At 67.9% G+C, this 26,438-nt stretch carries 28 protein-coding genes; 10 read left to right on the forward strand and 18 right to left on the reverse strand.

All coding sequences use genetic code 11. From position 1 onward, the window contains the following. Positions 1–104: 104 nt before the first annotated feature. On the forward strand, positions 105–701 hold the full coding sequence (locus tag IBX18_RS43115; RefSeq protein WP_194834530.1) for a hypothetical protein: 597 nt from the start codon (positions 105–107) through the stop codon (positions 699–701). A gap of 869 nt (positions 702–1,570) precedes the next feature. On the opposite strand, the gene IBX18_RS16495 is transcribed toward IBX18_RS43115, so the two are convergent. The 6 genes from IBX18_RS16495 to IBX18_RS16520 form a co-directional block, all read right to left on the reverse strand. Then, positions 1,571–2,221 carry a hypothetical protein gene (locus tag IBX18_RS16495; RefSeq protein ID WP_194834531.1) on the reverse strand — a complete coding sequence of 217 codons (651 nt, stop codon included), beginning with the start codon at positions 2,219–2,221 and terminating at the stop codon, positions 1,571–1,573. 282 nt (positions 2,222–2,503) lie between these two features. Beyond that, positions 2,504–3,802, reverse strand: coding sequence for an MFS transporter (locus tag IBX18_RS16500; RefSeq protein ID WP_194834917.1), 1,299 nt, complete (start codon positions 3,800–3,802; stop codon positions 2,504–2,506). A 365-nt stretch (positions 3,803–4,167) separates the two neighbouring features. Next, a complete protein-coding gene (locus IBX18_RS16505) occupies positions 4,168–4,839 on the reverse strand; it encodes a response regulator transcription factor (protein ID WP_194834532.1) in 672 nt (223 codons plus the stop codon). Further along, positions 4,836–5,999 (reverse strand): sensor histidine kinase, encoded by a 1,164-nt coding sequence (locus IBX18_RS43120; RefSeq protein WP_194834533.1) that lies wholly within the window; start codon positions 5,997–5,999, stop codon positions 4,836–4,838. The genes IBX18_RS16505 and IBX18_RS43120 overlap by 4 nt, the downstream gene beginning before the upstream one ends. A 105-nt stretch (positions 6,000–6,104) precedes the next feature. After that, positions 6,105–6,866: an SDR family oxidoreductase gene (locus IBX18_RS16515; protein WP_194834534.1), complete on the reverse strand. Its 762-nt coding sequence runs from the start codon at positions 6,864–6,866 to the stop codon at positions 6,105–6,107. Between the two features lie 108 nt (positions 6,867–6,974). Next, positions 6,975–7,862, reverse strand: coding sequence for an NmrA/HSCARG family protein (locus tag IBX18_RS16520; RefSeq protein WP_194834535.1), 888 nt, complete (start codon positions 7,860–7,862; stop codon positions 6,975–6,977). A 98-nt stretch (positions 7,863–7,960) separates the two neighbouring features. Here IBX18_RS16520 and IBX18_RS16525 point away from each other — a divergent pair, with 98 nt between their 5' ends. Further along, entirely contained in the window at positions 7,961–8,788 is an 828-nt protein-coding gene (locus IBX18_RS16525; protein WP_194834536.1) for a helix-turn-helix transcriptional regulator, read from the forward strand. Here IBX18_RS16525 and IBX18_RS16530 read toward each other — a convergent pair whose 3' ends face one another. Together IBX18_RS16530 and IBX18_RS16535 are read right to left on the reverse strand one after the other, a co-directional pair. Further along, on the reverse strand, positions 8,789–9,220 hold the full coding sequence (locus tag IBX18_RS16530; RefSeq protein WP_194834537.1) for a hypothetical protein: 432 nt from the start codon (positions 9,218–9,220) through the stop codon (positions 8,789–8,791). It abuts the gene before it with no gap. Positions 9,221–9,252: 32 nt separating this feature from the next. Beyond that, positions 9,253–9,843, reverse strand: a complete 591-nt coding sequence (locus tag IBX18_RS16535) for a TetR/AcrR family transcriptional regulator (RefSeq protein WP_194834538.1) — start codon at positions 9,841–9,843, stop codon at positions 9,253–9,255. 98 nt (positions 9,844–9,941) lie between these two features. On the opposite strand from IBX18_RS16535, the gene IBX18_RS16540 reads away from it, so the two are divergent. Beyond that, entirely contained in the window at positions 9,942–10,379 is a 438-nt protein-coding gene (locus tag IBX18_RS16540; RefSeq protein WP_194834539.1) for a DoxX family protein, read from the forward strand. A 263-nt stretch (positions 10,380–10,642) separates the two neighbouring features. Here IBX18_RS16540 and IBX18_RS16545 read toward each other — a convergent pair whose 3' ends face one another. The 6 genes from IBX18_RS16545 to IBX18_RS16570 form a co-directional block, all read right to left on the reverse strand. Next, a complete protein-coding gene (locus IBX18_RS16545) occupies positions 10,643–11,044 on the reverse strand; it encodes a PaaI family thioesterase (RefSeq protein ID WP_194834540.1) in 402 nt (133 codons plus the stop codon). A 36-nt stretch (positions 11,045–11,080) separates the two neighbouring features. Then, positions 11,081–12,298, reverse strand: a complete 1,218-nt coding sequence (locus IBX18_RS16550) for an MFS transporter (RefSeq protein WP_306796288.1) — start codon at positions 12,296–12,298, stop codon at positions 11,081–11,083. A gap of 76 nt (positions 12,299–12,374) precedes the next feature. After that, positions 12,375–13,541: a transcription termination factor Rho, short form gene (locus tag IBX18_RS16555; RefSeq protein ID WP_194834541.1), complete on the reverse strand. Its 1,167-nt coding sequence runs from the start codon at positions 13,539–13,541 to the stop codon at positions 12,375–12,377. A gap of 374 nt (positions 13,542–13,915) precedes the next feature. Next, entirely contained in the window at positions 13,916–14,608 is a 693-nt protein-coding gene (locus IBX18_RS16560) for a hypothetical protein (RefSeq protein ID WP_194834542.1), read from the reverse strand. A 247-nt stretch (positions 14,609–14,855) separates the two neighbouring features. Beyond that, positions 14,856–15,605 carry an SDR family oxidoreductase gene (locus IBX18_RS16565; RefSeq protein ID WP_194834543.1) on the reverse strand — a complete coding sequence of 250 codons (750 nt, stop codon included), beginning with the start codon at positions 15,603–15,605 and terminating at the stop codon, positions 14,856–14,858. Positions 15,606–15,695: 90 nt separating this feature from the next. Beyond that, positions 15,696–16,067: a hypothetical protein gene (locus IBX18_RS16570; RefSeq protein ID WP_228541261.1), complete on the reverse strand. Its 372-nt coding sequence runs from the start codon at positions 16,065–16,067 to the stop codon at positions 15,696–15,698. A gap of 188 nt (positions 16,068–16,255) precedes the next feature. On the opposite strand from IBX18_RS16570, the gene IBX18_RS16575 reads away from it, so the two are divergent. From IBX18_RS16575 to IBX18_RS16590, 4 genes are all read left to right on the forward strand, one after another. Beyond that, entirely contained in the window at positions 16,256–16,834 is a 579-nt protein-coding gene (locus tag IBX18_RS16575; protein WP_194834544.1) for a sigma-70 family RNA polymerase sigma factor, read from the forward strand. A gap of 222 nt (positions 16,835–17,056) precedes the next feature. After that, positions 17,057–18,793: an N-acetylmuramoyl-L-alanine amidase gene (locus tag IBX18_RS43420; RefSeq protein ID WP_373889196.1), complete on the forward strand. Its 1,737-nt coding sequence runs from the start codon at positions 17,057–17,059 to the stop codon at positions 18,791–18,793. Between the two features lie 76 nt (positions 18,794–18,869). Beyond that, positions 18,870–19,913 (forward strand): GTP-binding protein, encoded by a 1,044-nt coding sequence (locus tag IBX18_RS16585; protein ID WP_194834920.1) that lies wholly within the window; start codon positions 18,870–18,872, stop codon positions 19,911–19,913. 193 nt (positions 19,914–20,106) lie between these two features. Beyond that, on the forward strand, positions 20,107–20,298 hold the full coding sequence (locus IBX18_RS16590) for a hypothetical protein (RefSeq protein WP_107658601.1): 192 nt from the start codon (positions 20,107–20,109) through the stop codon (positions 20,296–20,298). Between the two features lie 43 nt (positions 20,299–20,341). Here the strand turns inward: IBX18_RS16590 and IBX18_RS16595 are convergent, their stop codons facing one another. The 4 genes from IBX18_RS16595 to glp all read right to left on the reverse strand — a co-directional run bounded on the left by IBX18_RS16595 (position 20,342) and on the right by glp (position 24,181). Then, positions 20,342–21,349 carry an AraC family transcriptional regulator gene (locus IBX18_RS16595; RefSeq protein WP_194834545.1) on the reverse strand — a complete coding sequence of 336 codons (1,008 nt, stop codon included), beginning with the start codon at positions 21,347–21,349 and terminating at the stop codon, positions 20,342–20,344. A gap of 89 nt (positions 21,350–21,438) precedes the next feature. Next, entirely contained in the window at positions 21,439–21,873 is a 435-nt protein-coding gene (locus IBX18_RS16600; RefSeq protein WP_194834546.1) for a molybdenum cofactor biosynthesis protein MoaE, read from the reverse strand. Beyond that, on the reverse strand, positions 21,860–22,921 hold the full coding sequence (moaCB, locus tag IBX18_RS16605) for a bifunctional molybdenum cofactor biosynthesis protein MoaC/MoaB (protein WP_194834547.1): 1,062 nt from the start codon (positions 22,919–22,921) through the stop codon (positions 21,860–21,862). The genes IBX18_RS16600 and moaCB overlap by 14 nt, the downstream gene beginning before the upstream one ends. Before the next feature lie 24 nt (positions 22,922–22,945). Then, the gene (gene glp, locus IBX18_RS16610) at positions 22,946–24,181 is read right to left on the reverse strand and encodes a gephyrin-like molybdotransferase Glp (protein ID WP_194834548.1); all 1,236 of its coding nucleotides are present in this window, start codon (positions 24,179–24,181) and stop codon (positions 22,946–22,948) included. A gap of 139 nt (positions 24,182–24,320) precedes the next feature. On the opposite strand from glp, the gene moaA reads away from it, so the two are divergent. The 3 genes from moaA (at position 24,321) to IBX18_RS16625 (ending at position 26,418) form a co-directional block, all read left to right on the forward strand. Beyond that, complete coding sequence (gene moaA, locus IBX18_RS16615; protein ID WP_194834549.1) at positions 24,321–25,379, forward strand: GTP 3',8-cyclase MoaA; 1,059 nt, start codon at positions 24,321–24,323, stop codon at positions 25,377–25,379. Beyond that, positions 25,372–25,614 (forward strand): MoaD/ThiS family protein, encoded by a 243-nt coding sequence (locus tag IBX18_RS16620; protein WP_194834550.1) that lies wholly within the window; start codon positions 25,372–25,374, stop codon positions 25,612–25,614. The genes moaA and IBX18_RS16620 overlap by 8 nt, the downstream gene beginning before the upstream one ends. A 93-nt stretch (positions 25,615–25,707) precedes the next feature. After that, positions 25,708–26,418 carry a YciI family protein gene (locus IBX18_RS16625; RefSeq protein WP_194834551.1) on the forward strand — a complete coding sequence of 237 codons (711 nt, stop codon included), beginning with the start codon at positions 25,708–25,710 and terminating at the stop codon, positions 26,416–26,418. Positions 26,419–26,438 lie beyond the last annotated feature (20 nt).

The following is a 26,438-nucleotide window of genomic DNA, read 5'->3' on the forward strand; positions in this document are numbered from 1 at the left end:
AGCGGCCGGAGGTGTTTCGTTCGGGGCTTCCGCCGCGTTCGGTGCTGACTGGCCGCCTTGGTTGCCCGTGCCCGGCGCGGGAGCGGAAGGTGCGCCCGGTTCGGGTGCTGCTGGTGCGGCTGGCGCGGCAGGTGCTGGAGCGACAGGTGCGGCGGGCGCTGCTGGTGCGGCGGGTGCGGGCGCCCCGGGTGCTGGCGCTGCTGGTGCGGCTGGCGCTGCAGGTCCGGGCGCGGCGGGCGCTGCGGGTGCTGGTGCGGCTGGCGCTGCGGGCGCAGGTGCTGCGGGCGCGGCCGGTGCAGGCGGCTGGGAGGCATTGGCTCCGGCAATGCCGGCGAACAACAGTGTCGTGGTCAGGCCTGCGATGGCCGCGGTTCCGATCGTGCGTTTCATGTAGAGCCCCTTCTTATCTCGAAGTGGTCCAGGTAGTTCGAATATTCGACGCGCTGGGCGCGCATGACCGCGAGCAAGCCCTTCGACACCGTAGTTATCGGGATCGGCCCCTGCTGGGGCTCACGTATTCCGCCGTCGGACTTTGTGCCTGGTGGTCGTCGTCGCCGAGTACGAGGCTCGGCGACGACGACGAACAGTTCGGGTTTCGCTTCGGCATCGGACAACCATTCCACCGCCGGGGTGGCACGGAATGTCGAGAAATGCGTCGGCGGACCGATCGGCTGTTCGACTCGAAATTGCACCAGGCCTAGCGAGGGCTAGCGGAAGCTCGGAAGCCCGGGCAGCTGCGGAACGCCTGGGATCTGCGGAACGCTTGGGAGCTGAGGCAGCTGCGGCACGTTCGGGACCTGAGGTATCTGCGGTGTGTTAGGGACCTGAGGTATCTGCGGTGTGCCGGGTGCGGGTGCGGCCGGGTCGGCCGGTACCGCTGGGTTGGCGGGTACCGCTGGGTTGGCGGGTACGGCTGGGTTGGCAGGAACCGCTGGGTTAGCCGGTACCGCTGGGTTAGCCGGTACCGCCGGGTTAGCCGGTACCGCCGGGTTAGCCGGTACCGCCGGGTTAGCCGGTACCGCCGGGTTAGCCGGGGCGGGCTGGAATGCACTGGCACCAGCGACCCCGGTGAAGAGCAGTGTTGCGGTCGCTCCTGCGGCGGCCGCGGCTGCGATGATCCGATTCATGTGTGTAGCCCCTTCTCGTGTTGAAGTGGTACATGCGTACATGCTGATCAAACGTTCAACACACTAGTGGCTCAGATCACAATCAGCAAAACTGGTCGGTATGAAATGAGATCGAAGTCGGGAATCGGGTCGGTTTCGGCGCGGCCTGGCGCCCCTCGTCTTGCGGGAGAAATGTCGAATTGTCGGGCGGTTACGGCTCGGAATGCCGATCGGCTCGACGCGTCGGATAGCGGAGCCGAAGCCCGTGCGCGTCGCCGCCGCGCCGAAGCGCGGCGGCGACGCCGAACAGTGCGGTTTGCTGTGACATCCAACCCCTAGTGCGGAAAGGTGGTTACGCGAATTGGGATGGACGCCGCGGGCGAGCCGATCGACTGCTCAGTCGCAAGACTGCACCGCAGTGAGTCTCCGCGAATAATGCGAAATTGACAGGTTCAGGGCTGTTCTCAGCCCACTGTGCCGGTGCCTGCGCCTGGAGTCGTGCCGGTGCCTGCGCCGGTACCCGTGCCGGTCCCTTCGTCCGTGCCCGTGCCCGTGCCCGTGCCCGTGCCCGTGCCGGTGCCGGTGCCGGTGCCTTCGCCCGCGCCGGGGGCACCGCCTGCGCCTGGACTGGTGCCGGTACCTGCGCCCGGGCTGGTACCGGTACCTGCGCCTGGGCTGGTGCCGCCGTTGCCTGCGTCTTGATCAGTGCCGGTGCTCGGGCACTTCTCTGCCGGCTCGGTCGACTCTGCCGGCGCTTCGTCGTCTTTGGCGGGCAGGCCGGCGCTGCCGGAGCTGGGCAAGCCGGCCGGCGCGCCACCCGGCTGGGTACCGCTCTCGTCGCTGGTGCCGTTGTCGCTGCCGGCCCCGTTGCCGGCCCCGCTGTCACTCTCTGCACCGCTCGGGTCGGTCTCGCTGGTGCTGGGTTCGCCCGGCTTCTTTTTCTTCTTGGCCGGGTCTTCGGTACTGTTCTCTGGGCACTTCTCGGGTGCGGTCTGGCTCACCCAGGTGAATCCGCCGACCGAATCATCGGTCTGGAATGTATTCGCCCCGGCGGCACCGGCTAGCAATAGTGTCGCGGTCAGCCCTGCGGCCGCGGCTCCGATCTTGCAAATCATATGTGTAGCCCCTTCTCGTTTCGAAGTGGTACATGCTGATCAAACGTTCAACACGTTAGTGGTGATCCTTCGAAATGAGCAGGACGTCGGTACCGTAGGCAAGTCACTTTCGCTTGCGCGCACCAGCCCACATAACGGTAATTCCAATTGGTGCGATGCTTGCCATAACAGCGGATGCGCTTGTTCCCCAATCGCGGATAATTAAACCCCGCAACCGAAATCATTGACAGTGAACGGGACATGACCGAACGGCTGCCCGGTCATGTCCCGTTACGCGTCGAACTACGGAGCTATGGCTGCCTTCGCGGGGACCAGCGAGCCGAGGGTGATGTCGTCGCCCGCGTCGGGAACCTCGGTGCCGCGCAGGGAGGTGCCTGCGGTCTCCCGCAGGAAGCACCAGGCGACCAGGCCGACGAGGCTCGCGCCGACCATGTAGACGGCCGGGAACAGCGACCAGCCGGTCCCCTCGATGACGGCCTCGTTGACCAGCGGGGCGGTGCCACCGAAGGCGGCGGTGGAGAGGTTGTAGGCCAGCGCGAAACCGGCGTAGCGGACGTGGGTCGGGAAGATCGCCGGGAAGGTGGAGCTGATGGTCGCCAGCTGCGGTACGTACAGCAGGCCGAGCACCACGAACCCGGTGATGGCCCACACGGTGCCCTGACCCATCAGCCAATACATCGGGACGGCCAGTGCGGCCAGGCCGACCAGCGAGAACAGCCACATCGGCCGGCGGCCGACCCGGTCGGACAGCCGGCCGAAGAACGGCAGCACCAGCATCATCACCGTCTGGCCGATCAGCATCATCGCGGTGGTGTCGGACTCGCCCATGCCGATGGTTTTCTGCAGGTAGGTCGGCTGATAGGTGAGCAGCGTGTAGTTCACGACGTTGAGCGCGACGACCAGACCGGCCAGCGTGAGCAGCTCGCGCCGGTAGGTGGTGACCAACTCGCGCAGGCCGCGCAGGCCGCCGGGCGGCTGGTTCTCCTCCGCGGCGACTTCGGTGAACACCGGGCTCTCGTCGAGTTTCGACCGCAGATACCAGCCGACCAGGCCGAGTGGCACGGCGAGCAGGAACGGGATGCGCCACCCCCAGTCGTGCATCGCGGCCGAGCCGAACGCGAGCTGGCAGGTGAGCACCGTCGCCGACCCGCCGACGAAGCCTGCGAGCGTGCCGAATTCGAGGAAACTGCCGAGGAAGCCGCGCTTCTTGTCACTGGCGCATTCGGCCAGATACGTTGCGGCACCGCCGTATTCACCGCCGGTGGAGAAACCCTGCACGACGCGCAGCGCGATCAGCAGGATCGGCGCGAGAACGCCGACTTGAGAATGTGTCGGTAGCAGCCCGATGGCGCCGGTGGCGGCGGCCATCAACAGAATCGTGGTGGCCAGCACCGCTTTTCGGCCGATCCGGTCGCCGAGCGGACCCCACACCATGCCGCCGAGCGGGCGCAGCAGGAACGAGATGGCGAAGCCGAGCATGGTGCCGAGCGTGCCCAGGTCGCCCGGGAAGAAAGCGTCGGTCAGGTAGGTGGCCGTCGCGGCATACACGCCGTAGTCGAACCATTCGGTGGCATTGCCCATTGCGGAAGCGGCGACCGATCGCCGTAGTGGAAAACTCCCCGGGTCCCCATCACTCACGTGCGCGTCCTCTCCAGTCCGTTGAACGGACCTCGTTTCGGCCCGCCTCCGGGTCCTGACACCAGAGACTGGGCACGAAATAGACCGATACCCACGTTTGATCCGACGCAAACAGGGCATCCCGGTGTGCCCACCTCTTACGAGTGCTGCGACCTGCGGAGGAGGGGGTAGTTGTGAGGATGGTCACGAATTGATAACGGACCGAAAATCGCCGGCGTTGGCTCGGTGAACACCTCGCGCACGTTCCAGTCGTCGATCGCCCTCTTCGCGCTGCCGACGGCCGAGTTCGGTCTCTCGCGGCCGGTGGGTCACCCGGTCGCCGCGGCGGCCCCCGGCTTGACCAGTCCCGCTTCGTAGGCGAACACCACCGCCTGCACCCGATCACGCAGACCGAGTTTCGACAGCACGGAGCTGACGTGGGTTTTCACCGTGTGCTCGCTGACCGTCAGCGCCGCGGCGACCTCGGCATTCGAGAGGCCACGGGCGAGCTGGCGCAACGTATCTCGCTCCCGCTCGGTCAGTTCGCCCAGACGGCAAGCCAATTCGGGCCGTGGGCGCCCGCGCTCGGTGAGTTCGGCGATCAAGCGCCTGGTCACGGTCGGCGCCAGCAGAGCCTCACCCGCGGCGACGACGCGCACCGCGGCGGCCAGCTCGTCGCGGCGAACATCTTTGAGCAGGAACCCGCTGGCCCCGGCCCGCAGCGCATCGTAGACATACTCGTCGACATCGAACATGGTGAGCACCAACACTTTCGCTGAGGTCTCGGCACAGATCCGGTGGGTAGCGGCCACGCCGTCCAGGCGCGGCATTCTGACGTCCATGACCACCACGTCGGGGGTCAGGGCGTGGGTTTTCTCGATGGCCTCCAGTCCGTCGGCGGCCTCGCCGACCACGGTGAGGTCCGGTTGCGCGTCGAGGATCAGGCCGAAGCCGGCCCGGAACAGGTCCTGGTCGTCGACCACCAGCACGCGCACGCTCAACTGCGCTGTCCCAGCGGGAGTTCTGCGCAGACGTGGAACCCGTTGTCGGAGTGGCCGTGCCAGAGAGTTCCGCCGTTACCGGTGACGCGCTCGCGCATGCCGAGCAGGCCGTAGCCGGTCGATTTCGGACGAATCCGGGCGATGCCGTCATCGGAGACCCGCACTGTCAGCAGCTGATCCGACCAGCGCAACGAGACCCGCACGCAGCTCGCGCGCGCATGCTTCATGGTGTTGGTCAATGCTTCCTGCACCACGCGGTATGCGGTGACCGCGACGTCATCGGACACTGCCCTCCGTGCCCCGTCCTCGTCCAGCGCCGCGATCAGTCCGCCGCGCCGTGACTGCTCGACCAGGTCGGGAATCGCCTCGATGCCGGGCTGCTGTGGTGGATAGGCGGTTTCGCCGCGCAGGGTGCCGAGGGTGCGCCGAAGTTGTTGCACCGCACCGCGGCCGGTCTCCGCGATACTCGCGAACGTGGCGTCCGCCCGTTCGCGGTCGTTGGCGGTGAACAGAGGGCCGGTCTCGGCCTGCACGATCATCGAACCCACCGAGTGCGTGACGATGTCGTGCATGTCCCTGGCGATCCGCAGGCGCTCTCGAGCCAGCGCCGCGAGTCGTTCTTCCTCGAGCCGGCGGGCGCGTTCCTCGAGCATGGCGATCTGGGCGCGCCTGGCGCGAACTCCGGTGCCGAGTGTCCAAGCGGTGAGGAACGACATCGCGGCGTGGCCGTAGGAGTCCGGGCTCGCGTGCGGGATGGCGAGGGAGAACAGGATGCCGAACGCGCCGGCCACGAAGGCCCCGCGCCGCCGCGTCGGCGGGCTGTACGCGGCAATGGTGTACGCGCAGACGACGGTGCCGTAGGGCAGGGCGGGCATGGCGTGCAGACAGGCGAGCACGGTGATCGCCGGCCCGACCACCAGAAATACCGCAACCGGTGCCCGCCGCCGCCACCACACCGGCACGGACGCGACCGCCGACAGCACGATCACCCACCATGGCTGCCGCGCGAGCACCGCCGGTCCGACGCTGGCCACGGTGATCACCACGGTCAGCACGGCATCGACCGCGCGGGGCGGGAATCGCTCGAACCGTTCGATGACGCCCCGGGTCGCGTCGTCGACGGCACCCGCGGTCCGGTTCGCCGCACTGGTAAGCCTCACAAGCGCTCAGTCTGGTCTGCCCGCGAGCTTCGTCGCCTCACTCTCCAGGCTGATACCGTTCTCATCCCTACGGGTGAGGTTGGGCCGCAGCGGCTTCGGTGATGGTCAGCCCACCTGTTCGGCCAGAAACTGTTCCCACGTCCGTTGACCGAGCTGGGTGCCGTCGAAGGTCAGATTCGCCCCGGCGCGGTACAGCTTGCCGGTCTTTCCCGGCCACCGCACCGGCAGCAGCAGCCGTCGTTTGCCGCTCGCCCGCAGATAGTCGCGCAGCACCTCGGCCAGCTCGTACACCGTGGGCCCGGCCAGATCCGGCACCAGCCCGGCAGGTTCGGCCAATGCCAACTCCACCAGCCGCGCTGCGACATCGCGCGCATCGACGGGCTGCGATCGCACCCCGCGGGGGACCGGCACCACCGGGAGTTTGGCCAGCATGCGCACCGCGGTCAAGGCCAGGTCGTGAAACTGCGCGGCGCGCAGGGTCGTCCACGGCACCCCGGACGTGGCGACGATCTGCTCCGCAGCCGTCTTGGTCTTGTAATAGCCGAGCGGGATCTTGTGCGCCGCGATCACCGAGATGAACACGAGGTGCCGGACCCCCGCCCGCGCCGCCGCTTCCGTCAGGTGCCCGGTCGCCACGTCGTCACCCTTCGGCCCGCCCGCGAGATGCAGCACCACCTCGGCCCCCGCGACCGCCGCCGCCACCCCATCCCCCTGCAACAGATCACCCACCACATACTCGACGCCAGCCGCCGACTCGTGCGCCTTACGGCTCAACAGCCGCACCTTCGCTCCCGCCCCCACCAGCAGCGGAACCACCTGCCGCCCCAACGTGCCGGTACCTCCGGTAACCAGAATCGTCCCAACCATGATCGTTCCCCTCTCGTCCGGACCCAGAGCCGCCCTCCCAGTGCCGCAACAGCTTGTGTACTGATAGGACGGATCGGGTCGACCGAATGTGACGCACGGTGTCGCGGGTCACGGCTTCCAGTTGGTGGTGTGCAGCCAGGATTCGAGGGTCTGCAGGGCCGGGTGGTCCTTGCGGAGGGCGGCGGTGTCGATGGGTTCGTCGGGGCCGTCGTTGAAGTAGGCGAACATCTTTGCCACCTGCTCGTCGAAGGCGCGGACCTGCTCGATCGGCACCTGGTTGCTGCGGGCAGGCAGGCCTGCGACGCGGCCGAAGGTCTCGGCGATCTGGGGTGGGGTGAGGCGGTCGCCCGCGAGGGGGACGGCGCGGCCGCGGTAGTCGGCGGGGCGGTCGAACGCGAGGGCGGCGAAGGCACCGATGTCGTGTACCGAGATGAGCGAGAGCGGGATATCGGCGCGGACCGCGAGATTCAGGACCAGTGCACCGTTTTCGTCGACAATGGGTCGATTGAAAGCGTTGAAATTGTCCATGAAGAAGACCGGGCGCAACACGGTGGCGGGCAGGTCGAGCGAGGCGATGTGCGCCTCGATGGCCGTCTTGGCCGCGTAATATTCGACGCCCGAGTTCTCGTCCGCGCCTTTGAGCGAGCTGTACACCAGATGCTCGATACCGGACGCTTTCGCGAGGTCGGCCACCGCTTTGCCGCGGCGTTGCTCCGCTTCGATGCCCGCGCTGGTGATGTGCACGCCGGTCATCATCGTCAACATCATGAAGACGCCGTATGCGCCGTCCATGGCCGCTCGCACGGAATCCACATCGTCCAGGTCGCCTTCGATCAGATTGGCGCCGGAGGCACGCAGTGCGCGGGCCGCGGGTGCGTCGAGATCGCGAACGAAAGCGTGCACTTCCCAGCCACGTTCGAGCAGTTGCGCGGTGGTCGCCCGACCCTGCTGTCCGGTGGCGCCGATAACCAGGACCGGTCCTTTGTTGCTGTTCATGTCAAACTCCTTCGGGGTGTTCTCCTGTTGAGTAAGACGTTAGAGACGGGCGGCGGTCTGGTCCTGTTACCAATACTGCTACCCACAAAGGGAATTCGATGACCGAAAACCACCGCGCCGAACTCGCGGCATTCCTGCGCGCACGGCGCTCCCGGGTGCAGCCCGCCGACGTCGGACTGCCACCCGATATGGAGCCGGGCAGGCGGCGCACCCCCGGTCTGCGCCGCGAGGAAGTCGCCGAACTCGCCGGCGTCAGCCTCACCTGGTACACCTGGCTCGAACAGGGCCGCAAGATCGCGGCCAGCCCGCAGGTGGTCGACGCGCTCGCCCGTGCCCTGCGCCTCGATACCGGTCAGCACCGGCACCTGCGCAGGCTGGCCGGGCTTGCCGATCCGGTCGCGGCACCGCAGCCGGGCGAGGAGCGGGCCCGCCTGCAACGACTGGTCGACTCGATGATGCCGAGCCCGGCCGGAATCCATGATGGCCGTTTCGATTTCGTGGTCTGGAACGACGCCTACGCGCGCATCCGGATCGACCCGGCCGAGCTCGCGCCCGAACGCCGCAACATGGTGTGGATGATGTTCACCGACGAGGTCAACCGAAAAGCCATGCGCCGCTGGGAGCCCGCCGCCCGCGCGGTGCTGAGCCAGTTCCGCGCCGTGGTCGGCCGTCGCCCCGACGACGAGCGGCTGGCCGCGCTGGTCGCGGTACTGAACGAGGTGAGCGTCGAATTCCGCACCTGGTGGTCGGAGTACCCGGTCCAGGAATTCCGCGCCGCCACCATCGGCATCGACCACCCTACGGCGGGTGCCCTCGACCTCGAGCTCTTCCAGCTCAGGCTGGTCGAGAACCCGGACCTGCTCCTGGTCGTCCAGTTGCCGTCGACCGAGGACGACCGCAGGCGCATCACCGCCGCGCTGGCCTGATCAGCCGCTCTCAGGCCAGTTTTCCTCGATGATCAGGCGGCCGGCGCGCACTGCCGCAGCGTGGTGTTCGGCGACCACGTCGGGCGGGTAGGTCGGCCAGAGGGTGATGGCGCCGCTGGCCTTGTCGATGGTGCTCACCGTGCCGCCGATCGGCAGCGGGCTTGGCGGAGTGCGGTTTTCGGTGGGCGGCGGGGCCGTGAAGATGGCGACGACGACGAAGCAGCTGTCGAATTCGGTGATCCGGTTGGTGATCCCGCGACCGGCGTCGTCGTCGAAGGACAGGTAGCGCTCGGCGAGGCGTTCGGCCTCGGCGAGGGTCACCGGGGTGGTGCACTCGGTCGGGTAAGCATGGATGTCCATGGTGTCGACGGCGGCCACCGGCGGTGGCGCCAACTCCTTTCCGCAATCCTGGTGCCCCACTGTGCCGTACACGCGCGGCGGCTGCTCGCGTTGTCCGGGATTTGCTATCGGACGGCAGAGTTTGCCGGTTGGTCGAAGTGCACGGTGGCGAGCATACGGCGCGCCAGCAGTTCGGGGTCGGCCTCGTCGGCGAGGCTCGAATTATCCAGCGCCCCTTCGCGCCACAGTGCGGCGAAACCGTGCACCAGTGACCAGGCGGCCAGCTGGGTGGCCTGCTGCTGCTCGACGTTGCCGGGGTGGATGGCGGACACGCCGGAGCGCAGCGCCGCAGCGGACTTCGTGCGCGCCTCGGCCAGCCGCGGATCGTCGGCACGCAGCAGGCTGTGCCGGAACATCACGTCGAAATGTCCGGGGTGCTCGCGCGCGAAACGGATGTAGGCGACGGCGACCTCGCGGAAGTCGGCACCGGCCTGCGTCAGCTCGGCGGCGAGCAGTTCGAATCCCTCGATGGCCAGCGCGGTCAGCACCCCCGCGCGATCGCCGAAATGGTGTGCGGGCGCCGCGTGCGAGACGCCGGCCCGGCGGGCCAGTTCGCGCAGGGACACCGCGTCGACCCCGTCGCTCGCGATCTGGTCGGCGGCCGCGGCCAGGATGGTGGCCCGCAGATCGCCGTGGTGATAGCCGCTTTTCGCCATGCCTCGATGGTGCCCGAGAATCTAGTCATTGACAAGTTCGCGGGCCGGACCTTATCTTTCCAGTGTCAAGATTGATCGCTAGCACGTAGGAGACCCTGATGGCACCGCTGGTTGTACTCGCCGTCGTCACCGCATTGGCCCGCCTCATCGGCTGGCTGGCCGGACCGGACTGGCTCGACTCGTGGCCGCACGCCGTCGCACTCGGTCTCGCCGCCATGTTCGCGCTGACCGCCAGCGCCCACTTCCTCTCGCCGCGCCGCGAGGCACTGGTGGCAATGGTGCCGCCGAGCCTGCCCAACCCAGCCGCCCTGGTCACCCTCACCGGCGTTTTCGAATTGGCCGGCGCGGCCGGACTACTCATCCCCGCCACGTCAAAACTCGCCGCCGCAGCCCTGATCCTCCTGCTGATCTCCCTGTTCCCAGCCAACATTCGCGCGGCAAAAGCAGACCTCGGCATCAAGACCATGCCCCTACCCCTGCGCGCCCTGGTCCAGGTTCTCTTCATCGCCGCACTGGGTGTGGTCCTCTTCGCCTGAGCATCAGACAAGCCCGCCTGCGCAACGAAAGACGTTGCGCAGGCGGGCTTTACTTGGTGTAGCCGCCCGACGTCAGCGGCTCTAGCCGGTTATGTCCGTCGGGGTAAGGCTCGCCTACCTAGGGCGTGTCCCGCCCTGGCCGAAGACAACCCGTGGCGACAGCGCTGAACGGCATGATCGATACCGTTGGGGATTTCGCAGCGACGGTGCGGTGCGTTGAACGCGAAAGATGCTGTCCGGCAACCGGTATGGTTGCAGCGGGGTTACAGCACGGCTTGGGTTTGGGTCACCTTTGCGACGAGCTTGTTCGCGTCGTCGCGAATTTCGGTCTCCACCACGATGAATGAACGGCCCGCGTGTAAGGGGGTGGACGAGGCGGTGGCGTAGCCAGAGCGAACTGCTCTGACGAAGTTGGTTTTCGATTCGACGGTGGTGGTGCCTGCCTTGCCTTCCGGCAGATTCAGGTAGGCGCACACTGCGCCGGTTGCGTCCGCCAGTGACATCAGGACGCCGCCGTGCAGGACACCGCCCAGGGTGCACAGGGATTCGTTCCAGGCGATGCGGCTGCGGACCAGGTCGGGGCCGTGCTGGAGCACCTCGATATCGAGCCGCTCGGTGAACGGCATGGTCTGGTGGAACAGTTCGGTGCCCGTCTCATCGATCATGCTCGCGATACTCCCCGATGCGGTGCGTCCGGTCGATTACCCGTGAGGTAATGCTTCTCGGTCCGATCGGCTGCGGCGCATGGCGTGGGTGGTCACCGCGACGATCACCAGGGTCGCTGTGAGCCCGCCGTACAGCATGACGCTGGTGGGCGAACCGCGGTCCACGACGAAGCCGCCGGCCAGCGCGCCGAGCGAGATTGTCGCCTGGAAAGAGGCCGTGAACAGGACTGAGGCCGCCTCTGGTGTGTCCGGCGCCGCCTTGGCGAACCAGGTTTGCGACGACACCGGCACCGCGCCGTACCCGATACCCCAGACAATCAGGAGCACCAGCGCACCAGCCGGCCACTGGCCGAGCAATGGCAGCAGCAGGGTGGCACCCGCTAACAGTGCGGCGGCACCGCCGAAGGTGGCATGGGGATGCTGCTTGATCGCCGCACCGCCCAGGAAATTGCCGAGAATGCCTGCGGCACCATAGATCAGGAGCAGCAGGGTGACCATGCCCGGTCCGAGATGAGTCACCTGTTCGAGAAACGGAGTGACGTAGGTGTAGGCGCCGAAATGCGCGAGCACTACGAGAAATGTTGTCAGCAAGGCGAATCGGACGTCTACGCCGCGAAGTAGTCCACGTAATACGGCAACTCGGGTCGCCTGCTGAGCGGGCAGTGACGGCAGGAACATCACCAGCATGCCCAGCACTCCGGTCGCGAGCATCCCGATCACCACGAATGCCGTTCGCCAGCCCGCGATCTCGCCGAGCAACGTGCCGGCAGGCACCCCGAGCACGGATCCGAGCGGAACTGCGGCAAAGATCACCGCGTTGGCCCGGCTCACCGCCGCCTCGGGCACCAGCCGGTGGGCCAGCCCGGCCGCAATGGACCAGAACCCGCCGATGGAGATGCCGACCAGCACCCTGGACACCAGCACGACCCAGTACGCCGGTGCGACAGCCACCAGCACGTTACTCAGCACTAGCAGAAACATGAACAGGCACAACATGATTCGCCGATCGATCCGCCCGGCGGCGACGATGGCGACCGGCGCGGCGACGGCGGCGACCAGTCCGGGCATGGTCATCATCAGCCCGGCCATACCGTCGGAGATGGTGAAGTCGGCACCGATCGAGGTGAGCAGGCCGATCGGCAGGATCTCGGCGGTGACGATCGAGAAGATCGCGAGCATTACCGAGACGACGGCGAGCCAGCCGGTCAGCGTGCTGCGAGGGGATGGCGGGGAAGGTGTGAGAACGGTGGACACGGCGCTCAGTTCATCAGCGGGTCGGCCGTTGATCCGGCGGGTTTACGCCACCACCATATCCAGGGCGAAAACTCGCTCAGCCGCGCCCGGCACGCATCGGGGCGAGGAATTCGGCGTTCGTCTCGGACTTGCGCAGTCCCTCCAGCAGCAGGTCGAGGGCCTGCGGGGCGTCCAGGGTGGCGAGGGTCTTGCGCAGGGTGTGGGTCGCGGCGAGCTCGTCGGGTGCGAGCAGCAGTTCGTCCTTGCGGGTGCTGGACTGACCGATGTCCACGGCGGGGAAGACTCGGCGGTTCGCGGCGGCGCGGTCGAGCTTGAGCTCGGCATTGCCGGTGCCCTTGTACTCCTCGAAGATCACCGTGTCGGCCAGCGAGCCGGTCTCCACCAGGGCGGTGGCGATGATGGTGAGCGAGCCGCCGTTCTCGATATTGCGCGCGGCGCCGAGGAACCGCTTGGGCGGGGCGAGGGCGGAGGCTTCCACGCCGCCGGACAGCACCCGGCCGGAGCCGGGGCTCGCCAGGTTGTAGGCGCGGGCGAGGCGGGTCAGCGAATCGAGCAGTACCACGACGTCGCGGCCCATCTCGACCAGCCGTTTGGCGTGTTCGATGGCGAGTTCGGCGACCGCGATGTGTTCGCGGGCGGGTTGGTCGAAGGTGGCCGCGGCCACGTCGGCGGGGACGGCCCTGGTGAGGTCGGTGACCTCCTCGGGGCGCTCGCCGACCAGGACGAGCATGAGCTCACACTCCGGGTGGTTCTTCGCGATGCCGTGCGATATAGCTTGCAGCACAGAGGTTTTGCCTGCTTTCGGCGGCGCGACGATCAGTGCGCGCTGTCCCTTGCCGATCGGCATGACCAGGTCGGTGACGCGGGTGGTCATGGCGTGCCGTTCGGTTTCCAGGCGGAGGCGTTGGTTGGGGTATATCGGTACCAGATCGTTGAAGGCGGGCCGGTGGGCGATCTTGTCCGGGTGCTGCCCGTTGACCGTGCCGACGGTGCGCAGCGGTGCGGGTTTGTCGTTGGCACCGGCGGATTGCGTTGTGCCGGTGAGGAAGTCACCCCGGCGCAGGCGGTGTTCGCGGATCAGTCGTTGCGGCACGGGGATGTCGCTCGGTCCGGGCAGGTAGCCGTCGAGACGCAGGGTGCCGCGGTTGTCGGTGAGGTCGAGGATGCCGGTGACGGTGCGGGCCGGATCTTGTTCGGCCGCTCCGCCTTCGGCGGTGTTGTCGTTGATTGTGTTGTGGTTCATGGGTTTTCCTTACAGCGGAGTGAGTACGGCGAAACGGCCGGGAAGGCGACGACGAACGTCGCGGAGCGAGATCCTCGGGGTATTCCGGAACGGCTCTGTCGACCGGGTCGGAAAGGGGGATCTCAGAATTCTTGCGGGAGAACTAGCTACATCCACAAGTAGAAGACGTGGCCGAGAGTACAGGTTCGATCTTCGGCGCGCAATGGTCGGTCACCAGGCTCAGGTCTGCCACACACCATCGTCTGCTACCGGATCAACGACCCCCGGCGGATGGATATTCCCGTGACCCGGGCGAATGCGCTGCCCGGATACGACAAAGCCCGGCAGGTGACGTGGGGACACGTCGCCTGCCGGGCCTCGGCGGTAAGTGCTGCTTATCCGTACACGGCGTTGTAGAACTGGATCGCGCTGGCGATGCCGACCGGAACGCCGAGCACGATCATGCCCGCCGCGGCACCGAGCGCGATGCCGACGCCCGCGCCCGCGATGCACAGGCCGATCGGGCCGGCGAAGAAGGTCGGTACGACCAGCGGAGCGCCGATGATCGCACCCGCGACGCAGCCGAGCGCGCCGCCGACGATGGTGCCGACCAGGGTGCCGATGGCGGTGGCCAGGCCGAACTGGGTGGCGGCGGTGCTCAGCGCGGTGTTGAAGTCGGCGCCCGCGACATCCTTCGCGGCAACCGGCTGCAGCATCGACGCGGGGTGCGCGTCCGCCGCATCGGTGCTCGGGGTGAAAGTAGCGGTATTACCGTCGATTTGAGCCGCAATGGGCCATTCCATACCGTCTTTGAGATACGTCAGCGGCATGCCAGCAACCAGGCGACCCTGATTGTCCAGCACCTGGAATTGGGTGCCCTGGGTCGTCAGTGACCCGGCGTCGGTCTTCAGCACAACCGATTTGTCGACCACATTCGCGGTGTAGTGGATGCCGGGCAGAATGTCGGTTTGCACGGTCGACCCCGGAGCGGGGGCCGGTGCGGCAGGTTCCGCGTACGCGGTGCCGCTCGTGATCCCGATAGCCGCGATGACCAGGGTGGACGCGGCAGCAAACTTCTTGACCCTCATACTTTTCAGACACTTTCCTCAGCAGGAGCACCTTCGGCCCGCAGGGGGCTCGAGCCGGCGCGGCCCATCAATACGAACCTTTGAACAGGCTCGTCGGCCTTTGTTTCAGACAAGTAACAGGAGGCGCTAGGGAAGCGTCAAATAGAAGTGATCTGTGTTAAAGAAACATAAATTCAGACATTTAGCTAACTCTCAGCATCCGTTAATGTGGCGCGCGACACGTTAATTCACAAAGGGATGCAGTGGCTCAGCTGATGCGGCCGACGACGGAACCGGGCAGCAGCGGCAGCACCAGACCCAGCAGTCGCCATGGCCACGCGGGCACGAACGCCCGCCGCTGTTCCTTCTCGATCGCACCGACCATCGCGGCGACGCCCTTGTCCAGCGGCGCGACCAGGCGCGCATCGCCCGCTTTGGCGGCCATGTCGGTAGCGATGAACCCGGGGAGCAGCGTGGTGACCGCGATCGGCGACTTGGCCAGCTCGGTCGACAGCGCCTGTCCGAGCGCGTCCAGGCCCGCCTTGCTCGCCGAGTAGGCGGCCTTCTTGCCCGGCAGACCGCGCACCGCACTCATCGACGACACCAGCACCAGGTGTCCGGCGTTCTGTGCGCGGAATATCTCCAGCGCCGCCTCTGCCTGCGCGAGCGCGCTGACGAAATTCGTTGTCGCGGTGGCGATATTGGCGTCGGCCCGGCCGCTGCCGATGACCGCGCCCTTGCCGAGGCCCGCATTGACGATGACCCGGTCCAGCCCGCCGAGCTCGTCGCGCAGCTCGCCGAATACCCGCGGCACCGCCGCGTGCTCGTTCACGTCGAGCGCCCGGACCGCCACGGTGATCCCCGGATGGGCCGCGACGAGTTCGTCGCGCAGCGCCTCGAGCGCGGTCAGCCGTCGGGCGCACAGGGCGAGGTCGCGGCCCTTGCTCGCGAAGTCGCGCGCCATGGCGGCGCCGAGGCCCGCGCTGGCGCCGGTGATCAGAATCTTGGTCCTCGTCATGGGCTGACCCTAGGCGTTGTGTCGAGGTCACATCCAGCCCCCGAAGGCATCCGGCCGGACTTCGACACGGGGCGTAGAAAGGCGGCCGGGTCAGCCGCCTGCGGATCCGGTGCTCGGCTGCGGGGGCAGCAGCCGCCACGGGCCGCAATTCACGGTCTTGAAGGCCACGTCGGTCGCCTTGATCTCGGCGCGGATCGGGCCGAGCCGGGTGAAGTTGTTGCCGATGATGTTCTGCATATTGGTGTTGTCGCCCTCGACCTTCCAGAGCCTGCGCCAATCGCAGGCGTAGGCCGGGTCGGGCGTGCCCGGCGCCTCCCAGATGCCGGGGAAGATGTCGATGCCGACCAGATAGAGGCCGTCCTCGGGCATCGTGTTCGCCGGTTCGGCGGCCGCCGTGGCGGCGCCGAGCAGGGTCATCGCGGACGTCATGGCGCCGGCGATCAGGAATGCATGTGCACGCATGGCGACGTTCTCCTCGAATCATGCTGCAGCCGCCACGCAGCGGCTGACCTGGGGATCCCCGAATCTCCGGGGCCAAGATCTACCAGACACCTCGGGTGAGTGTGGGCGTATTCACTTTTCTTGTGTCGGTGCATAGCCAAATCGCGCACGATGTTGTCATCGACCTGGGCCGCCGCGATACCCGAGGTATGACATGCGCTCAGCTCGGGTCCGTCCGCAATATTCGACGGCCGAGGTCCTGCGGCGCGCCGTGTGCTGGTTTGTGCACCGACTCGGGACTGGCGGCGTTGCTGGCGACGGACCGGGGACTGCTGCACTGGCGGGCAATGCGTGCGCTGAACGACAGCGGGTTGGCCGAGCAAGCGGTGCAGGAGTCACTGCTCCGGGCGTGGCGTTCGTGCGCGTTCTTCGACGAGACCAAGGGCAGCGTCCGATCCTGGCTGCTGACGATTCTGCGCAACGTCCTCATCGACATGATCCGCGCGCGGGCCGCGCGGCCGGGCGACACCGGCTGGGACGAAGTGGGCGAGCTCAGCGACATCCGCTACGCCCACCCCGATTTCACGGATGGCCTGGTCGACGGGCTGCTGGTCGCGGACCTGCTGGCCAGGCTGCCCGCCCCGCAGCGCGAGGCCGTGGTCGAGGTGATCCTGCGCGATCGCGCCTACCAAGAGGTCGCCGACGACTTCGGAGTACCAGTCGGCACGGTGAAGACGCGGGTGCATTACGCCCTGCGGTCGCTACGCAGCCTCCCGCGCGGCGCCTGAATTCGAGGGGCACCAGAGGCAGTCGAAGCCGACGGCTGAATGTATTTGGTTCGGGGACGAGCTGTATGCGCATCTCTTCAAGGTCACGAGTCGCGGACTCACAAGCCGGTAGCCGCTATGCTCTCCTGTAACAACAGCACCAGCAGTAACACCGAGAGCGATTCCGCTTAGCTCGACGGGCTGGAACGGCTCACGGGACCATCACGGGACTAGGGAGCTGCTTTGTCTATCTACCAGGCGTTCTGTGCGAAATCAGGCATCGTCCGTGCCGGACTCGGTTCCGCCGTCACGGCCGCGGTCACGGTGACGCTGTCCGGTGTGGTTCCGGGCACCGCTGCGGCCACTCCGGCGCAGTCGGAGGCGGCGACCAAACTTGCGGGCAAGACCGTGTTCGTCGATCCAGGTCACCAGGGATCCGGGCATGGCGAGAACGTCGCCAAGCAGGTCAGCGACGGACGCGGCGGCATGAAGGACTGCCAGACGACCGGCATGACCACGGTGCACGGCGTGCCCGAGCACACCATCAACTGGAATGTCGCGCAGCTGGTGAAGACCTCACTGGAGCAGCTCGGCGCGCAGGTGGTGCTGAGCCGCCAGGACGATGTGGGCTGGGGCGGCTGCATCGACGACCGCGCCAGGGCCGCCAATGAGTCCGGTGCCGCCGTCGCGGTGAGCATTCACGCCGACAGCGCGCCCGCCGACCAGCGCGGCTTCCATCTGATCGTGCCCGAGCTGCCGATTCCCGACCCGACGATCAACCACATCCAGTCCAGTGCCGGGCTGGCCGCATCGACCGCGATGCGCGACGCCTACCTGCAAGCCGGATTCGCGCCTGCGACGTACGCGAGCCCGCATGGTTTGCAGTCGCGCAGGGATATCGCCGGTCCGGCGCTCACCGCGGTGCCCGATGTGTTCATCGAGATGGGCAACGGGGCCAACGCCGAGGACGCCGCGCTGCTGGAGAGCCAGGAAGGGCAGCTGAGGCACGCTGTCGCCATCACCACCGGGCTGGTGAGTTATCTGCTCGGCCCGCAAGCGGTGACGCCGAATGTGGTGGGCGAGCAGCCTGCCGCGGCACCCGTGCCGCAGCCGGCGTCGACCGAGCCTGCGGTCGGGATACCAGCACCGCAGCCTGCCTCGGCTGAAGCCGAACCGCAGACTGCGCCGGACCTCCAGATCCAAGCTGCACCGCAGGCCGTGCCGGACTCGCAGGTCCAAGCTGTACCGCAGACTGCGCCGGACCTGCAGGCCCAGGCCGTACCGCAGGTCGCGCTGGATCCGCAGGCCCAGGCCGTACCGCAGGCCGTGCCGGATCCGCAGGTCCAAGCTGTACCGCAGGTCGTGCTGGATCCGCAGGCTCAAGCTGTACCGCAGGCCGTGTCGGACCCGCAGGCCCAGGCTGTACCACCGATGCAGACGGCGCCTCAGGAACTGGCGCTCCCACCGGCGGACTCGCCGTTGGAGCCGTCTCCGGCATCGATCGAACCGCAGTTGGCATCGAATCCGCCGCAGCTCCAGCCGCATCCGGCGTCGACCGAGCCGCCCGCGCAATCGGCACCCGCACTGCAGGCGCAGACCGCTCCGCAACCGAACTCGCCGCAGCTCCAGCCGCATCCGGCGTCGATCGACCCGCCCGCGCAGTCCGCACCGGCACCGCAGGCGCAGTCCGCACCGCAAGGCCAGTCCTCGCCGTTCACCCCGGGCCCGGGCACCCAGCAGTCACCGACCGCACCGGGCATCCAGCAGTCCCCAACCGCACCGGGCACCCAACAGAACCCGACCAAACCACCGGTGGACGAGTCGACCGACATGTCCGCCGTCCGCGCGATCATGGACATGGTGCTGACCATGCTGATGCCGCTGGCGAAGGCGCTCGGCGTGGACAACAACATGGTCACCGCCGAGCTGATCAACCTCGCCTACGCCTTGGCGGCGAAGTTCATCGCTCCCGCCAAGTAATACGGAGCAACGACCGGACGTCACCCTCACCGAGAGGGTGACGTTCGGCTTTCCCGGAGGTATCGCGCCGCGCAGTATGGTGGTCGGCGTGGCTGACCGGATTCCTGTTGTCATCGTCGCGGGGTTTCTCGGTTCCGGGAAAACAACGCTGCTCAACCACCTGCTGCGCAACAGCCGCGGTACCCGAATCGGCGTGGTCGTGAACGACTTCGGCGCGATCAATATCGACTCGATGCTGGTCGCCGGCCAGGTCGACGCCATGGTCTCGCTGGGCAATGGCTGTGTCTGCTGCGCGGTCGATGTCGGCGAGTTGGACGACCTGTTCACCAGGCTCGCGCAGCCGCGCGCCAAGATCGACGTGATCGTGGTGGAGGCCAGCGGCCTGGCCGAGCCACGCAATCTCATCCGGATGGTGGTGGGCAGCGAGAATCCGCGCATCCGGTACGGCGGGCTGGTCGAGGTGGTCGATGCCGAGCAGTTCCCGGCGAGCAGTGCGCGCCACCCCGAGCTGACCACGCATCTGCGGCTGGCCGACCTGGTTGTAGTCAACAAGGCCGACCGGGTCCCCGCGGCGCAGGTGCACACCTTGCGGCAGGACATCGAGGAGGTGATCGGGCAGGTCCCGGTGTATGCGACCACGCACGGCCGCCTCGAGCCCGGCCTGCTGTTCGACGAGCCGATGCGCGAAACCGCACGAGTCGCCGAGCAATTGAGCTTCGACGAACTGCTCGACGACCACGATCACGACCACACCGAGCATCACCATCTGCACGACGACTACGTCACCGTCTCCTTCACCAGCGAGCGCCCGCTGGACCCGCGCGGCCTGATCGGTTTCCTGGAGGACCCGCCGCCCGGCCTGTTCCGCGCCAAGGGCTTCGTCGCCTTCCCCATCGCGGAGGAGCGCCGGAAGTTCGTGGTCCACCTGGTCGGCAGGCACCTGGTGTTCGAGCCGGAGAACTGGGCGCGCGGCGAATCCCGCACGACCCAGCTGGTGCTGATCGGGGCCGGCCTGGACACCGACCTGGCGCTGAAGCGGTTGCAGGACACCGTGCACCTCGACGATGACCCGCTCGATCCACAGACCCTGCTCGGTGTGTGGCGCTATACGCCGCACTGACCGACCAGGTTGGCGCGTTCGGCCCGAAACTGGCGCGTTCGGTGCTGGCGGCGGCGCCGGGTGGACACGAGACTGTCCTGGTGCCCGCCGCGTCGGCACGTGCGCAATGGTGCGAACTTGCCGCGCGTGGTGCCGGGTCGGCGCGCCGAATCATGATCGAGACGTTTCGTTCTGCGACCGATGGGAGTTTTCCGTGTCCGATTCGTTGGAGAGCGCCACCGCGTACGTGATCGAAGTGCTGGAGGCCAAAGGCACTGCCACGCGCGACGACTTCGACGTTCCCGGGATCGTGGCCGAGTCACATGCCATCGCCAACAGCTGGAATTTCCGCGCGATCGAGAACGCCACGTTCTGGGGGATCGTGGCGCGCTTCCTGAAGTCGTGAGAGGGCAGAGCCCTGTGTCGAATCCGGGGCTGGATCGGGCCACCTAGTCGAAGGTGGCGGACTGCCGCACGCGCGGCGTCAGGGACCATCGTCGCGCCGCGCGCCGCATCGAGCCCGCGTCGGAGTAGCCGAGCAACTCGGCTTGGCGTGATCGGCTGAGCGGTCCGCCGGACGTAGCTTCGCTGAGCCGGGCCGTCCGCGCCCGATCCAGTTCCCGCCGCCACGTCGTGCCCGCCTCCATCAGTCTGCGTTGCAGCGTGCGCGGACTGGTGGCCAGCCTGCGCGCCACCTGATCGAGCGAGACGTCACCGGTTTCCAGCGCGTCGGCCAGCGCCGCCGCGACCCGCTCCGGCCAGGCGGTGGCCAGCGGTGGCGGGGGCGGCAGGGCCTCGGCCAGCGGCTGCAGAATCGCGGCGAGCACCGGATCGCTGGTGGTCAGCGGCAGCTCCATGTCCGCTGCGCGGAAGACGATCGCGTCCACCGGTGCGTCGAAATCGATAGCGGTGGTGCCGAACACCTCCACGAACGTGTCCACCCGGGCGGGTGCCGACTGGCGCAGCGAAACCCGCAGCGGGACAACCGGCTCGCGGACCACCCGCCGGGCCCGGCTGAGCACGGCGGCCAAGCCCCACAGCTGGGTGAGGTCGCGGCCGCGGCCCTCACCTCGGATCATGTCGAGATAAAGGGTCACTTCGCCGTCGTTCTCGGCGATCAGGTCGAAGCGGTGGTTGGTGGTGACCGCGGTGACGTACGGCCCGCAGGTCGCCAGGCCCGCGCCGAGGGTTGGGGCGGTGGAGAACAGGTAGTCGTACAGGCCCAGGGTCGGCAGTTGATAGCGCCGGGCCACGTTCAGCGCGACGTCCGGATCGCCGAGGCCGTGCTCGCCGAGTTCCCACAGCCGGGAAAAGGTGTGGCTCGGCAGATGCACGTCGGCCCCGGCCATCGTCCACTCGGGCAGCCCGGTCTCGCGGATCAGCCGATCTCGATCGAGACCGGCCGCGCTGAGCTGAGAGATGACGAACCGGTGCAGCAAAACCTGATCGGTGCCCATCGCGTCCTCCCGCGCCGCCGCCGAACTGTGTGTGCGGCAACGCTATCGCCGACGTGTTGAATCGTCATGGGGTTCATGTCACGGCTTGGTTAACCGCACGCGTTGACCCATTCGGATAGCCCGTCGGCGAACAACTGCCTTTTCCAGATCGGCACATCGTGCTTGATCCGGTCCACCAGCTCGGCGCAGGCGGTGAAGGCCTCGGCGCGGTGTGCGGCGGCGACCGCGACGACGATCGCCGCGTCACCGATGGTCAACGCGCCGACCCGGTGCACGGCGGCCACCGGGACGCCCGAGGACTCGGCCAGCTCGGCGCAGATCTTGTGCAGGAAGCGCTCGGCGTCGGGATGCGCGGAGTACTCCAAGGCGGAGACGGCTTGTCCGCCATCGTGATCCCGGACCTTGCCGGTGAACACCACGACAGCGCCGTAGTGCGGACCGGTCACCGCCGCCTCGACCGCGGCCGGGTCCAGCGGCTGGTCGCTGATCCGGGCCAGCCGGACGGTGTGCTCAGTTGTTGTCATGGTTTCCGCCTCCGGCGACTTGCGCGAGCAGATGATCGAGCAGCGGTTCGAGCACCGCGATACCGTCTTTGACGCCGCCGGGGGAGCCCGGCAGATTGACGACCACAGATCGACCGGCCAGTCCGGCCACGCCGCGGCTGAGCGCGGCCAGCGGGAACTTCGCGGTGCCGCGCTGGCGGATCGCCTCGGCCACGCCGGGCAGTTCGCGGGTCAGCACGGCGAGGGTGGCCTCGGGGGTGGCATCGGTGGGGGAGGCGCCGGTGCCGCCGGTGCTGATCACCAGCGCCGGTTCGAGGCGCAGTGCGTCGGCCAAGCCGACGGCAATGTCGGCGTCCGCGTAGACCAGTGGTCCGCGCACCGAGAAGCCCAGTCCGGCAAGCCATTCCGCGAGTACGGGGCCGGTGGTGTCGATGCGGGTGCCCGCTGCGGCACCGGTCGAGGCGACGAGGACGACGGCGGAGGGCGCGTTGGCTTCGGTAAAGCTTTGCGAGGGTTGGTGTTTCGCATCGCTTGCTGCGGAACTCGACTCGTGGGCCTTGCCGGAATGTCCGGTGGAGTCGGCATGATCGGCATCAGACCCCGGCCGCACCCAATGCCCGTGCTTGCCACCCTCTTTGGTGAGCAGCCGCACCCCGTTCAGCGTCGCCGCCGGATCGACCGCCTTCACCATGTCGTGCAGCGTCAGCCCGGCCACCGCAACGGCGGTCAACGCCTCCATCTCGACGCCGGTGGGCCCCTTGGTCTTCGCGGTCGCCTCGATGGTGATCGAGGTGTCGGTGAAACCGAACTCGACCTTCACCGAGGACAGCGCCAGCTGATGACACAGCGGGATCAGTTCCGAGGTCTTCTTCGCACCGGCGATGCCCGCGATCCGTGCGGTGGACAGCACATCGGCCTTGGGCATGTCGTCGGCGCGCACCAGCGCGACCACCTCGGCGGTGGTCAGCAGCTCCCCGGCGGCCACCGCGATCCGGGTGGTGTCGGACTTGGCACTCACATCGACCATGCGGGCCCGGCCTTCGCCGTCCACATGGGACAACTCACTCATCGAATACTCCTGGGACGCGGCGGATCACAGCGACCACACTCGCACAGCGGTGCCCGCGGGCAGCGCGGTGACCTCGGCCGGAACGTCGATCAGCACGTCCGCCCAGGCCATCCCCGCGACGAGATGCGACCCGGGCCCGGACACCAACTCCACCGCCTCCGGCGTGCAGAGGTGGTCGGACTGCGCACGAATCAGCTTGCCGCGCAGGAACTGTCGCTTGCCCTCCGGCGAGCGGGCCACCTCGTTGCGCAGCGGCAGCTCGTAGCTGTCCACCGGCGCCAGCCCCGCGAGGCGACGCAGGATCGGCCGGGCGAACACCTCGAACGACACCATGGTGCTGACCGGATTACCGGGAAAGCTCAGCACTGGAACACCATCGACGACGGTCAGCCCCTGCGGCCCGCCCGGCTGCATGGCCACCGAGCCGAACAGTCCGCCGAGCGGCGCGAGCACATCCTTGACCACCTCGAAGTCGCCCTTGGACACGCCGCCGGAGGTGAACACCACATCGGCGGAGTCGGTGGCGGCGCCCAGCAGCTTGCGGAACTGGTCGGGATCATCGGTGCTGTGCTCGACCGAGACGACGTCGACCCCGTTCGCGGTGAGCGCGGCGGCCAGCGCGATGCCGTTGGAGTTGTAGATCTGCCCGGGGCGCAGCGTACTTCCCGCCGGAACCAGTTCGTCGCCGGTGGTGATGACCGCCGCCCGCACCGCGCTGAACACCGACACGGTGGGCAGTCCGACCGCCGCGAGCGCCGCGATGTGCCGCGGCTCCAGCATGGTGCCCGCGTCGATCAGCAGGTCACCGGCTCGCACATCGGTGCCTGCCTCGCGCACGAATTCGCCAGTGCTGCGCCCACGTTCGATGGTGACGGTGCCGTCGTCGGCGTGGGTGTCCTCCACCGGGACCACACAGTCCGCGCCGGGCGGGATCGGCGCGCCCGTCATCACCTTGATCGCGGCGCCGGGCGGCAGCGGTGTCTGTCCGGCGTTGCCCGCCGCGACGATCCCGGCCAGCCGCAGCGTGACCGGCGCGGCCGCCACGGACTCGGCACGCACCGCGTAGCCGTCCATCGCCGAATTACGGAACACCGGCAGGTCGACCGGCGAACGGACATCGTCGGCGAGCTGCCTGCCCAGTGCCGCCGGCACCGAGGCGGCTTCGACCGAGCGCGCGGCCAGTGGCCGCAGCAGCTGTTCGATGCTGTCCCGGTACTCGTCGACGGGCCGGGCCGAGACGCTGGCAGGCCGAGGGTTCATGTCGGCAAGCGTAACGTCCGTGCAACGGCGTCAATAGGCTGTCCGGCTTGTGCGAACCTCACAATCGCAAGGTGCGTGCAGTGCGCGATTCCGTATCTTCCGCGACTGACCAACGGCGAGCAAAGGTCATAATGGACAGGTGACTCTGGTCGAGATGGGGATACCTGCCGTGCGTTCCGGGCGTCCCTCGCTCGATGGGCGCCCCGACACGCCCTTCCTGCTGGACCGATTCGGCCGGGTGGCCCGCGATCTGCGTGTGTCCATCACCGAGAAGTGTTCGCTGCGCTGTACGTACTGCATGCCCGAGGAAGGGCTGCCCGCGATACCGAAGGACGAGCTGCTGACCGTCGCGGAGATCGTGCGCCTGGTGACCCTGGCGGTCCGCGAGCTCGGGGTGCAGGAGGTCCGGTTCACCGGCGGCGAGCCGTTGATGCGGCGCGATCTCGAACAGATCATCGCGGGCTGTCACGAACAGGTGCCGGACACGCCGCTGGCGATGACCACCAACGGCGTCGGGCTCGAGCATCGCGCCCGTGCGCTCGCCGCCGCCGGGCTGCACCGGGTGAACGTCTCGCTGGACACGGTCGACCGGGCCGGGTTCGCCAAGCTGACCCGCCGCGACCGGCTCGGCTCCGCGCTGGCCGGCATTCGGGCCGCCCGCGACGCCGGGCTGGCCCCGGTCAAGGTGAACGCCGTGCTCATGCGCGAAACGCTGTCCGGCGCAGCGGATCTGCTGCAATGGTGCCTGGACGAGCAGTGCGCGCTGCGGTTCATCGAGGAGATGCCGCTCGACGCCGACCACGAATGGGCGCGCGCCAACATGGTCACCGCCGCCGAGTTGCTCGACGTGCTCGGCACCCGCTTCGAGCTGACCGCGGCAGGCCGCGCCGACCCGTCGGCCCCGGCCGAGACGTGGCTGGTCGGCGGCGGCCCCGGAACCGTCGGGATCATCGCCTCGGTCACCCGCAAGTTCTGCGACACCTGCGACCGCACCCGACTCACCGCCGACGGCATGCTGCGCTCCTGCCTGTTCAGCGACCAGGAATACGACCTGCGCCAGGCTCTGCGCGCCGGCGCCGACGACGCGGAACTCGCCACGCTGTGGCGCGGCGCGATGTGGAACAAGTGGGCGGGTCACGGCATCGACGCCGAGGGCTTCGTTCCGCCGGAACGCACGATGGGAGCTATCGGTGGTTGAGATCCGCTATTTCGCCGCCATCGCCGACGCCGTCGGCAAGGACCGCGAGACGCTCGAGTTCCCGGTCGGCGCCACCGTCGCCGACCTGCGCTCGATGCTGTCCGCCTCGTACGGGCCCGACCTGGACAAGATGCTGTCCGTGTGCGCCTATCTGGTCGGCGACGAGCTGACTCGCGATCCGAAGATGGCGTTGACGCCGCAGGTGGACGTGCTGCCGCCGTTCGCAGGCGGCTGACCGAGCACCCGCATGTAGAGAAACCACTGTCGCGTTCGTCGTCCAGGTAGCGAGGGGTATCGGACTCCTCGGATTCCGGGAAGGATGACGATCATGCACTACCTGGCGACATTGGTAGGACGCGGCGACGAGCCGGAGGTGGAGCCCGGCTCGCCGGAGTTCGTGGCCGAGGTCGAGAAGTACGAGGTGTTCGAGGCGAACGCGGGTGCGGCGATCGCCGGCGGCGCTCCGCTGTATCCGGTGGAGACCGCGGTCAACATCCGGCACGTCGGCGGCCGCACGCTCATCACCGACGGTCCGTTCACCGAGCAGGCCGAGGTGGTCGGCGGCTTCATCGTGTTCGACTGCAAAGATCTCGATGACGCCATCCAGCTCGCGCGCCAGGCGCCCGCGGCCGAACAGGGTGCGGTCGAACTGCGGCCGATGATCCAGTGGCAGTCGCAAGGCCTGCCGGGCGCGGACTGGTGGCTCGCGCTGCTCTGGGAGCGACCGGAGAACGTCATCGCGCCGGGCACACCCGAATGGGATCCGGCAGTGGCCCTGCATCAGGAGTTCGGTACGGCCGCCGCGGCGGCGTTGCGCGGCAATGGCGCGGTGCAGCCGCCGACGACCGCCACCACGGTGCGGGTCAGGGACGGCCGATTGCTGCTCACCGACGGACCCTTCGCCGAGTCCGAGGTGATCGACGGACTGTATATGTTCGTGGCGAAAGACCAGGCCGAGGCGACCGAGATCGCCGCGCGGATTCCGTGTGGCGCGACCGGGCGGGTGGAGCTGCGTCAGCTCGTCGACCTCGAACAGTGACTGTGCTGAACTCGCTCGAC

The organism is Nocardia sp. XZ_19_369 (assembly GCF_015355715.1).
GTDB lineage: Bacteria > Actinomycetota > Actinomycetes > Mycobacteriales > Mycobacteriaceae > Nocardia.

Coding starts and splice junctions, on each gene's coding strand:
- IBX18_RS16600 (WP_194834546.1), bottom strand. CDS start 21,873: ATGACAACAACTGAGCACACCGTCCGGCTGGCCCGGATCAGCGACCAG.
- IBX18_RS16565 (WP_194834543.1), bottom strand. CDS start 15,605: ATGACGAGGACCAAGATTCTGATCACCGGCGCCAGCGCGGGCCTCGGC.
- IBX18_RS16535 (WP_194834538.1), bottom strand. CDS start 9,843: ATGGCGAAAAGCGGCTATCACCACGGCGATCTGCGGGCCACCATCCTG.
- IBX18_RS16625 (WP_194834551.1), top strand. CDS start 25,708: ATGCACTACCTGGCGACATTGGTAGGACGCGGCGACGAGCCGGAGGTG.
- glp (WP_194834548.1), bottom strand. CDS start 24,181: ATGAACCCTCGGCCTGCCAGCGTCTCGGCCCGGCCCGTCGACGAGTAC.
- IBX18_RS16585 (WP_194834920.1), top strand. CDS start 18,870: ATGGTGGTCGGCGTGGCTGACCGGATTCCTGTTGTCATCGTCGCGGGG.
- IBX18_RS16515 (WP_194834534.1), bottom strand. CDS start 6,866: ATGGTTGGGACGATTCTGGTTACCGGAGGTACCGGCACGTTGGGGCGG.
- IBX18_RS16545 (WP_194834540.1), bottom strand. CDS start 11,044: ATGATCGATGAGACGGGCACCGAACTGTTCCACCAGACCATGCCGTTC.
- IBX18_RS16540 (WP_194834539.1), top strand. CDS start 9,942: ATGGCACCGCTGGTTGTACTCGCCGTCGTCACCGCATTGGCCCGCCTC.
- IBX18_RS16560 (WP_194834542.1), bottom strand. CDS start 14,608: ATGAGGGTCAAGAAGTTTGCTGCCGCGTCCACCCTGGTCATCGCGGCT.
- IBX18_RS16555 (WP_194834541.1), bottom strand. CDS start 13,541: ATGAACCACAACACAATCAACGACAACACCGCCGAAGGCGGAGCGGCC.
- IBX18_RS16495 (WP_194834531.1), bottom strand. CDS start 2,221: ATGATTTGCAAGATCGGAGCCGCGGCCGCAGGGCTGACCGCGACACTA.
- IBX18_RS16595 (WP_194834545.1), bottom strand. CDS start 21,349: ATGGGCACCGATCAGGTTTTGCTGCACCGGTTCGTCATCTCTCAGCTC.
- IBX18_RS16575 (WP_194834544.1), top strand. CDS start 16,256: ATGACATGCGCTCAGCTCGGGTCCGTCCGCAATATTCGACGGCCGAGG.
- moaCB (WP_194834547.1), bottom strand. CDS start 22,921: ATGAGTGAGTTGTCCCATGTGGACGGCGAAGGCCGGGCCCGCATGGTC.
- IBX18_RS16500 (WP_194834917.1), bottom strand. CDS start 3,802: ATGGGCAATGCCACCGAATGGTTCGACTACGGCGTGTATGCCGCGACG.
- IBX18_RS16520 (WP_194834535.1), bottom strand. CDS start 7,862: ATGAACAGCAACAAAGGACCGGTCCTGGTTATCGGCGCCACCGGACAG.
- IBX18_RS16525 (WP_194834536.1), top strand. CDS start 7,961: ATGACCGAAAACCACCGCGCCGAACTCGCGGCATTCCTGCGCGCACGG.
- IBX18_RS16570 (WP_228541261.1), bottom strand. CDS start 16,067: ATGCGTGCACATGCATTCCTGATCGCCGGCGCCATGACGTCCGCGATG.